Here is an 8,902-nt window from a genome sequence, read left to right as displayed (position 1 = left end):
AAACCACGCTCCTCGCCTGGCCCGTTTTGGGGCGGCAACGCGGCTATCGAATTTAGTGTGGACAGGCCCTAATACCGCTCGTTGCGCAGCATGGCGCCCGGCCAAGGACGGCCGGGCTGGTGGATTCTCCATGGATGGCTGCTTGGCACGGTGCATTTGTGGCAGACTAGCACCTAGTTTCTTGAACAAGATATTGGGGGCAATATAGTGGCGCAGTTTTTCCAGATTCATCCGGACAATCCCCAGGGGCGGCTGATCAGTCAGGCGGCGGATATCGTCGCCGCCGGCGGGGTAATCGTCTTTCCCACAGACTCTGCCTACGCCATCGGCTGCCGGTTGGGGGAAAAGCTGGCTGTAGAGCGCATTCGCGCCATCCGCCAGTTGGACAAGCAGCATAACTTCACCCTGATGTGCCGCGACCTCTCGGAGCTGGCCAGCTACGCCAAGGTGGACAACCAGATGTTCCGCCTGCTCAAGAATCACACTCCCGGTCCCTACACCTTTATCATGCCCGCCACGGCCGAGGTGCCGCGCCGGCTGTTGCACCCCAAGCGCAGGACCATCGGCCTGCGGGTGCCGGAAAACGCCATCGTACAGGCATTGATCGAGGCTCTGGGCGAGCCGCTGATGAGCTGCAGCCTGATCCTGCCCGGCGACAGCCAGCCGCTCACCGACCCCTACGATATCCGCGACACCCTGGAGCACCAGGTGGAGCTGGTGATAGACGGCGGCTTCTGTGGCCTGGAGGCCACCACGGTAGTGGATCTCACCGGCGACGAGCCGGAACTGGTGCGCGAGGGCTGCGGCGCCATCGATGAAATTGTCGGTTGAAGCGGCGCACCTATGTATAATCGCGCGTTTGCATTTTTGAAGGTGGGGCAGCGTGTCCAGTGAAGAGTTACTAGCCGAGGCGGAAGCACAAGTGCTCGCGGAGGTGGCCGCCGCCGGGAACACAGGGCCGGAGACCGCCGAGAAGAGTGCGTCCGCCGAGCCCCCGCGCCAGGGGGAGATGCCCTTCGCAGTGGTGCAGGGCCAGGCGTTTACCGAGCTGCCCTCCGATCTCTACATTCCGCCGGATGCGCTGGAGGTGATCCTGGAGGCCTTCGAGGGCCCGCTGGACCTGCTGCTCTACCTGATCCGCCGACAGAACCTGGACATCCTCGAAATCAACGTGGCCGACATCACCCGCCAGTACATGGCCTACGTGGAGATGATGACCGCCATGCGCTTCGAACTGGCGGCGGAATACCTGGTGATGGCCGCCATGCTCGCCGAGATCAAGTCGCGCATGCTGCTGCCGCGCCCGCCCCGGGAGGAGGAAGAGGAGGGCGAGGACCCGCGCGCCGCATTGATTCGCCGCCTGCAGGAGTACGAGCGTTTCAAGACCGCGGCGGAGGACTTGGACGAGATACCGCGCATGGGCCGGGATATCCACCAAGCCGCTGCCCAGGGCCCGGACCGCAATCTCACCCGCCCGGACCCGGAAGTCGACCTGAAGGAGGTGCTGGTGGCGCTGGCGGATGTGCTCCGCCGCGCAGACATGTTCGAGAGCCACCAGGTGGAGCGGGAAAAGCTCTCCACCCGCGAGCGCATGACCCAGGTGCTGGACAGAATCCGCCACCGCCAGTTTGTGCCCTTCGTCAGCCTGTTTACCGTGCAGGAGGGGCGCCTGGGTGTGGTGGTCACCTTCCTCGCGGTGATGGAGCTGGTGAAGGAATCCCTGGTGGAACTGGTACAGAACGAGGCCTTCGGCCCCATCCACGTGCGCGCCGCGGGCCAGGAGCCCGAAGCTGCCGAAGAAGCAACCGAAGAGACAAATGTCGAAATGGTCCCCTTGTAGGAGCGGCGGGGCGGCCATCCGCCCATGGCCGCGATCAATAGTGGTTTTTGCACAGATCGATCGCGGCCATGGGCCGCTCCTACAGCAGACAATTGAGCCGAAAGAATTCCAAGGTTAGAAGTTAGAAGATGACAATCGCTCCGGAACTACTGCGCCGCATAGTGGAAGGCGCACTGCTGGCCGCAGGGCAACCGCTCTCCGAGGAGAAGCTGCTGTCCCTGATCGACGAGGGCGAGCGCCCGGAAAAGGCGGAGCTCCGCGAGGTGCTGGAGGAAATTGCCGGCAGCTGCGCCGAGCGGGGCTTCGAGCTGCGCCAGGTGGCCAGCGGCTGGCGCTACCAGGTGCCGGAAGACCTGGCCCCCTGGGTCAACCGCCTGTGGGAGGAGAAGCCGCAGAAATATTCCCGCGCGATTCTCGAGACCCTGGCGATCATCGCCTACCGCCAGCCCATTACCCGCGGTGATATCGAGGAGATCCGCGGCGTTGCGGTGAGCTCTCACATCGTCAGAAGCCTGTCCGAACGCGGCTGGATCAAAGTGGTGGGGCAGCGGGATGTGCCCGGCAAGCCGTCGCTCTACGCCACCACCCGGGAGTTTCTCGACTACTTCAACCTGAGCACCCTGAACGACCTGCCCACCCTGGCGGAGATCCGCGATATCGACAGCCTGAACCAGGCACTGGATCTGGACCGGCTGGACGGTGGCGAACCGCAGCAGGGCGCCGACAGTGACGCGGATTCCGAAGAGCCGGCAGCGGAATCGATGGAAGCCGAAGCGGCCGAACCCGCCGGGTCGGGCGAAGATACAGGCGAAGATACAGGCGAAGGTGCTCCCGTCGAAGTGGGTTCTCCGGAAGAAGCCGAAGAAGAGCAGCTCGAGAATGAACTTTTGCAGGACTCGGGTAGCGATTTGGAAACAGCAGCCGAGGCCGGGTTCACCGGCAGCGAAAGCGAGGAGATCGTCGAAGACGAATTCCCCGAAGCCGCCGACAGCAGTGAAGTGAGCGAAGGCTCTCTTACCGCGGAGCTCCCGCCGAGCAGCCTGTTTGGCGAAAGTGCCGAATCTGAAGAGCCCGCCGAAGCCGAAGACGAAACCGGGAAAGAACCGCAATCGGAAAATGCCACCCTATGAGTGATAGCACTTCGCCTGCGGGCGAAAAACTGCAGAAAGTACTGGCCCGCACCGGCCTGGGCTCGCGGCGCGAGATGGAGCGCGCGATTGAGGCGGGCCGGGTGACCGTGAACGGTGTGGTGGCGGAGTTGGGCGAGCGGGTGACCGGTACAGATCATATCGAGCTCGACGGCCGCCGCCTGCCGGTGCAGGAGGAGAACCGCTGTCGGGTGATCCTGTATAACAAGCCGGTGGGGGAGATCTGTTCCCGCCACGATCCGGAGGGGCGGCCCACGGTCTACGACAGCCTGCCGCGCCTGCGCTCCGGGCGGTGGATTTCTGTGGGCCGGTTGGATTTCAACACCAGCGGCTTGCTGCTGTTTACCAACAGTGGCGAGTTGGCCAACAAGCTGATGCATCCCTCGTCGGTGATCGATCGCGAGTACCTGGTGCGCATCCAGGGCCAGGTGGACGATGAAATGAAAAAACGCCTGCTCACCGGTGTGTTGCTGGAAGATGGCGTGGCGCGGTTTACCGATATTGTCCCGAGCGGTGGCGAGGGAAACAACCGCTGGTTCTACTGCGTGGTGATGGAAGGGCGCAATCGCGAAGTCCGGCGCCTGTGGGAATCCCAGGATGTGCGTGTCAGCCGCCTGAAACGGGTGCGCTATGGCAGTGTGTTCATCCCCTCCCATGTGCGTGTGGGCCAGTGGATTGAGATGGAGCCCAAGGAGATCGACGACCTGTGCATCACCGCCGGCCTGCCCAAACTGGGCCAGCGTCCGCTGACCCAGGCGGAACAGCAGAACCTGCAGCGCCAGCGGCGCAAGCTGCGCAAACCGCCGCGCAAAGGCCAAGCCTAACTCCTGTAGGATCGGGCCATGCCCGCGATCGGCGGCTGGATTCGGCGAGCGCTGATCGCGGGCATGGCCCGCTCCTACAAAAGTGGCTAACTCGACTTTGTATTCACCTTAGGGCCTTTCCCGAGTTCCGATCTTCGATCTTAGGGATTTTCCTCGATCGGCTCCTCGCCCTCCTGTTCCAGTATTTCCTCCTGCTCCCCGCCGGGCTGCATGTCGCCTGGTTCCATGCCCCTGACATCATCGTCGTCCGAGGGGAGTTCGGAATCGCTGCCGTTGTCCATCTGCGGTTCTGCCGGCGGCGCTTCGGCGGATTCCACCACCTCTTTCAGTTTGTTCAGTCCCGTCTCGTAGGACTTGCCCACCATCTGTTTCACGGCCAGCCCCATCCAGCGGGCTATGGGGCCCGCGCCCATGTCGGTGTTGAACCACCAGGTGACGTTGGTACCGCTGCCCTGGGGCCGCAGGCGAAATTCGGCGTTGGCTTTGCCCTGCTCGCCGAAATCCAGCTCGGTGTGCACCAGCGAGTAGGGCTGGCTGGAGGTAATGGTCTGGCTGCCGCTGCCTACACTGGGATTGTCACTGCGCCAGGACATCATCGCGCCCACCCCTTCCTCGGGGCCGCTGTAACTGTAGTTGGTGTCCGGGTCCATCTGGTACCAGGGCGACCAGCTGTTGAAGTTGCGGAAGTTGTTGAGGTAGGGAAAGACTGCTTCGGGCGGTTTGGAAATGTACACACTGCGCTCGAGGGTGATTTCTCGGGGAAACAGGAAGCCGGCGAGCACCAGTAGTACCAGGAAAATCAGAATATAGAGTATCCAGCGCATAGCGGGGCCCTTTCAATATCCATTGTGGGCGGCTTAACTGCAGCCGGGGAAGGGTAATAATCAGTTATCAGTGGCAAGTTATCAATGCCTGCCATTCACTGATCGTTGATCACCACCCGTGGCAAATCTATTTCCACACAGAGGCCGGCGCCGGGAACATTGCGGGCGGAGATGGTACCGCCGTGATGCAATACGGTGCGCTGGGCGATGGCCAGACCCAGGCCGAAGCCCCCGCTCTCCCGGGTGCGTGCGGTATCGGTGCGGTAGAAGGGGCGAAAGATGGCTTTGAGTTCGTCTTCGGAGACACCGTTGCCGGAGTCGATCACGCGGATACGGCATCGCTCGTCGCGGCTCTCTATTTCGACCGTTACCGCGCCGCCGCTGGGGCTGTAGTTGATGGCGTTGCGCAGGATATTTTCCAGGGCGGCGGTCAGCGAACTGCCGCGGGTGGCCACCAGGGCTTCCTCGCAGTTGCTTTGGAGAATGAATTTCAGCTGCTTTTCTTCCGCCTCGGCTTTCAGGTCCTCGATCAGGGCATTGACCAGGCTGTTGATTTCCACCACGTCGTCCAGCGGTCGCTGGTCGGTACTGGCCACCGGCAGGGAGAGCACGTCGGCGATAATATCCTCCAGGTAGTCCGCGGCCTTGCCGATCTTGTCCAGTTCCGCGTCCAGACCGGTGGTATCCTTTTGTCGCGCTATGCCGAGGGCCACCTGCAGGCGCGCGAGAGGCGAGCGCAGTTCGTGGGAGACATCCTTGATTAGCCGTCGCTGTTCGGCCACGGATTCCTGCAACTGGGCGGTCATTGAGTCGAAATCCCTCGCCAGGTCGGCCAGTTCGTCATTGCGGCTGGGCATCCCGGGGGAAACCCGATAGTCCAGTTCGCCCGCAGCCACACGCCGGGTGGCGGTGCGCAGTTGGTCCAGAGGGCGGCTGAGATATCGGGCCAGCCAGTAGCAGGCAGCGCCGGAGGCGAGCATGGACAGCAGCAATATCGGCCAGAAATTGTGCCACAGGAAGCGCAGCAGCAGCGTTTCCTTGCTCTGCCCGGCGATCAGTACCACGCGCAGGCTGTCCGGGCCGCGCAGGGCTACAAAAAAACCCACTGCGGGTTTTTTTTGTACCAGCATACGGGTTTCGCGGTTGCGGAAATTGAGGCGTTCGAACATGGGGGCCATGTCTTCGGGCAGCGGGCGGCCCAGCAGTTCGCGGCCATGCTGGTCAACTGCGAACACCTGGCGCTGCACTTTGGGCGGCTGGCGTTGCAGCCAATGGCGAAAACTTTCCGGGCCGTGGCGTCGCGCCATGCGCATATTGCGCACCGTCTCGTGAAACAACGCCGGCCCTTCCCAGCGTTCTTCCTGCCTGGGATCGCCGAATTCGCGGAAATGGGTGATGTAAACGGTCGCCACCACCATCCCCACCGCGGTGATCCAGGCGCCGAAAAACATCTTCCAGAAAAGGCTATGCATAGGGTCTGGTCAGCATATAGCCGGCGCCGCGAATATTGATGATCAGCTCGCGGCTGGCGCCATGCTCGGCGAGTTTCTTGCGGATATTGCTCACGTGCACGTCGATGGAGCGGTCGTAGGGCATCAGTTTTCGGCCCAGCGCGGTCTCCGTCAGCATCTCCTTGCTCACCACGTCGCCCGCATGCTGTACCAGTACCCTGAGCACGGCGAACTCCGCACCGGTGAGGGAGAGCAGCCGGTCGTTCCAGTAACCCTGGTGCTCCGCCGGCAGCAGGCGCAGCGGTCCGCTCGCCAGGGTACCGGGCTCAGCGGATTCGATGCGGCCGCGGCGCAGCACGGCGCGCAGGCGTGCGGCCAGTTCACGGGGGTTACAGGGTTTGGGCAGGTAGTCGTCCGCACCCATCTCCAGGCCGACGATACGGTCGACGGTATCCCCCTTGGCGGTCAGCATCAGTACCGGCAGCGAGCGGCTCGCCGGAGAAGCCTCTTCCCGCAGCTTGCGCAGCAGGTCGAAGCCATTGTGCACCGGCAGCATCACATCCAGTACCAGGGCGTCGAAGGTGTGGCTTTTGGCCAGCTCCAGGCCGCGGCCGCCGTCGTTGGCCACGGTGACCTCGAAGCCCTCGCCGATAAGGAATTCCTGTAGCAGATCGGTCAGTTCGCTGTCGTCGTCGACCAACAGGATACGGCTCATGGTGTTATCTCCGTGTGTTCAGGCTCCATTATATGCAAAGCTCCGGCGCCGGATACGACACCGTGCGAGGCCTTTTACCGTTCTTAACAAATGTTTACCGGCGTTTGCCCCTGTTTACATAGCGCTCTTCTAGTATGCGTATACACCTACTGAGACCAAACTAGAGGATGAGTCGATGAACAGATGGAAAGCGACGTTGGGCAGCCTGGCGCTTGCGAGTGTCCTGGCGGTACCGGCAGTTACTCTGGCCCAGGACGATTTCGTCCACCCCTCCATGTCCCGTCACCACGGTTCCCGTTTCCTTGAACACATGGAGGAAGAGCTGGGTCTGACCGAGGGCCAGGTGGCGCAACTGAAGGCCAACCGCGAAGTCAATCGCGACGCCCGCAAGGCGCAGCGCAAGCAGGTGCGCGAGTTGCGCAAGCAGCTGCGCGAGGCCATCGATTCCGGCGCGGACCAGGGCACTCTGGACGAGCTGGGCGCGCAGTTGGGCAAGCTGCATGTGGCCAAGATGCAGGAAATGCGGCAGGTGCGCCAACAGTTTGAAGCGATTCTGACTGAAGAACAGAAGGCCAGGCTCAAGCAGCTGAAAGAGGAGCGGGGAGGACGTCGTCATTTCCGGCGCTGGAAGGAGCGCGACGAAGAATAGTCTGAACATCTCTTGTGCGATCGATCGGGCAGTTCTACCCCGGCCCGGTAAGAGTCGTCCCCCTTGCCCCCAATGCGGGGGCTTTTTTTTGCGCGGAAGCTGAGGTGCGTGTTTTTATTTTCAGAACTCAAGTTTCGGGGTTCAGTTCGGGGAGCTGGAGCGGGGTGGGCCTTTCTGGGACACGGGCTAGGCGCCCCCCCTAAATACGTCCCTGTAGGCTTGTCCGCGAGGTCCCTCTCGCAGACAGTCCCAGAAAGGCCCACCCCGCTCCAGCTTGTGCCACTGGCAGGCATCTCGAACTCCGAAACTTGAGTTCAGAATTTCTGCTTTCATCTTTGTCGAGACGGTCCGCAAGTAGGATCGACATCGGCTTGCGATGGGCCGGATGTCCGCGCTTGCTGTTGCCTACCATAGCTGGGAAAATAGCGCGCCGCCGGGCAGGTGGCGGTAGAGAATGGGAGTGAATGTGAGCAGAATTGGCTTGTTTTACGGCAGCGACGAGGGCAACACCGAGGCGGTTGCCTTGCGGATCCGCGCCCGCCTGGGTGAGGAGCGGGTGGATATCCACGATGTCGCCGACGTTACCCAGTTGGAAATCGCCGATTACGACCAGTTGATCTTCGGTATCCCCACCTGGGACTTCGGCCAGATCCAGTCGGACTGGGAGGATTTCTGGGAGGATGTGGAGCAGATTGACTTCATCGGCAAGACCGTGGCCCTGTTCGGCCTCGGCGACCAGTTCGGCTATGGCGACTACTTCCTGGATGCGATGGGTATGCTGCACGACGTGATTGTCGCCGGCGGCGCTTCCATTGTCGGTCACTGGCCCACCGAGGGCTACGAGTTCGAGGCCTCCAAGGCGGAGATCGAGGGGGAGGGCATGTTCGTCGGTCTCGCCATCGACGAGGACCAGCAGGAGGAGCTGACCGCTGGGCGACTCAATCGCTGGTGCCGCCAGATCGCCGGGGAGTTCGGCCTCGAGGGCGGCGCCGACAGCGTCGCGCAACTGGATGACTGATCGGCCTATGAAAAACTCCCTCTCCTTCAAGGAATTCTGGCCTTGGCTGACAGAGCACCCCAACTGCATACTGCGCGCCGGCACCGCCGACTCCGTCGTCTACGATGACGACGACTACTACTGGTGCTTCAGTGAAGAGGACGCGCGCACACTGCTGGTGCAGGTGATGCGCGGCAAGCGCCCGGTAGCGGAGCTGTTTATCGAGCCGGAACACATCACCTTTGTGCAGATCACCCCCGGCGAAAAGGGCGAGTATAACTTCGACCTGGTCACCGAGATGCAGGGCCAGCCGCAGGTGATCTACTACTTTGTCCTGACCCACGCCTTCGAGGAGTCGGAGCGCAACGGGCAGGGCAGCCACGGGCGGCTGCACTAGCCCCTTGTAGGAGCGGGCCATGCCCGCGAACAGAGCCCGATCGCGGGCATGGCCCGC

General features: G+C 62.3%; 10 protein-coding genes. 7 read left to right on the top strand and 3 right to left on the bottom strand.

Annotated elements, in window-relative coordinates; genetic code table 11:
- Positions 1–207 precede the first annotated feature (207 nt).
- The 4 genes from ACRC0P_RS00180 (at position 208) to rluB (ending at position 3,812) form a co-directional block, all read left to right on the top strand.
- A complete protein-coding gene (locus ACRC0P_RS00180; protein ID WP_438627321.1) occupies positions 208–831 on the top strand; it encodes an L-threonylcarbamoyladenylate synthase in 624 nt (207 codons plus the stop codon).
- 103 nt (positions 832–934) lie between these two features.
- Positions 935–1,840 carry a segregation and condensation protein A gene (locus ACRC0P_RS00175; RefSeq protein ID WP_438627323.1) on the top strand — a complete coding sequence of 302 codons (906 nt, stop codon included), beginning with the start codon at positions 935–937 and terminating at the stop codon, positions 1,838–1,840.
- A gap of 128 nt (positions 1,841–1,968) precedes the next feature.
- Complete coding sequence (gene scpB / locus ACRC0P_RS00170; RefSeq protein WP_438627319.1) at positions 1,969–2,970, top strand: SMC-Scp complex subunit ScpB; 1,002 nt, start codon at positions 1,969–1,971, stop codon at positions 2,968–2,970.
- Positions 2,967–3,812: a 23S rRNA pseudouridine(2605) synthase RluB gene (rluB, locus tag ACRC0P_RS00165; protein ID WP_438627317.1), complete on the top strand. Its 846-nt coding sequence runs from the start codon at positions 2,967–2,969 to the stop codon at positions 3,810–3,812. Before scpB ends, rluB begins: the two co-directional genes overlap by 4 nt.
- A gap of 140 nt (positions 3,813–3,952) precedes the next feature.
- On the opposite strand, the gene ACRC0P_RS00160 is transcribed toward rluB, so the two are convergent.
- From ACRC0P_RS00160 to ACRC0P_RS00150, 3 genes are all read right to left on the bottom strand, one after another.
- Positions 3,953–4,636, bottom strand: a complete 684-nt coding sequence (locus ACRC0P_RS00160) for an SRPBCC family protein (protein ID WP_438627315.1) — start codon at positions 4,634–4,636, stop codon at positions 3,953–3,955.
- A 95-nt stretch (positions 4,637–4,731) separates the two neighbouring features.
- Positions 4,732–6,108 (bottom strand): ATP-binding protein, encoded by a 1,377-nt coding sequence (locus ACRC0P_RS00155; RefSeq protein ID WP_438627313.1) that lies wholly within the window; start codon positions 6,106–6,108, stop codon positions 4,732–4,734.
- Positions 6,101–6,802: a response regulator gene (locus ACRC0P_RS00150; RefSeq protein ID WP_438627311.1), complete on the bottom strand. Its 702-nt coding sequence runs from the start codon at positions 6,800–6,802 to the stop codon at positions 6,101–6,103. Before ACRC0P_RS00150 ends, ACRC0P_RS00155 begins: the two co-directional genes overlap by 8 nt.
- Positions 6,803–6,977: 175 nt before the next feature.
- Between ACRC0P_RS00150 and ACRC0P_RS00145 the strand changes: the two genes are divergently transcribed.
- From ACRC0P_RS00145 to ACRC0P_RS00135, 3 genes are all read left to right on the top strand, one after another.
- A complete protein-coding gene (locus tag ACRC0P_RS00145) occupies positions 6,978–7,451 on the top strand; it encodes a Spy/CpxP family protein refolding chaperone (RefSeq protein WP_438627309.1) in 474 nt (157 codons plus the stop codon).
- Between the two features lie 466 nt (positions 7,452–7,917).
- Positions 7,918–8,469 (top strand): flavodoxin, encoded by a 552-nt coding sequence (locus ACRC0P_RS00140; RefSeq protein ID WP_438627307.1) that lies wholly within the window; start codon positions 7,918–7,920, stop codon positions 8,467–8,469.
- Positions 8,470–8,476: 7 nt separating this feature from the next.
- On the top strand, positions 8,477–8,845 hold the full coding sequence (locus ACRC0P_RS00135) for a hypothetical protein (protein ID WP_438627305.1): 369 nt from the start codon (positions 8,477–8,479) through the stop codon (positions 8,843–8,845).
- The last annotated feature ends 57 nt before the right edge of the window (positions 8,846–8,902 follow it).

Source organism: Microbulbifer sp. (genome assembly GCF_051659245.1).
Classification (GTDB): Bacteria; Pseudomonadota; Gammaproteobacteria; order Pseudomonadales; family Cellvibrionaceae; genus Microbulbifer.
Note: the sequence above shows the minus strand (reverse complement) of the source record. Positions and strands in the feature narration are given on the sequence as shown.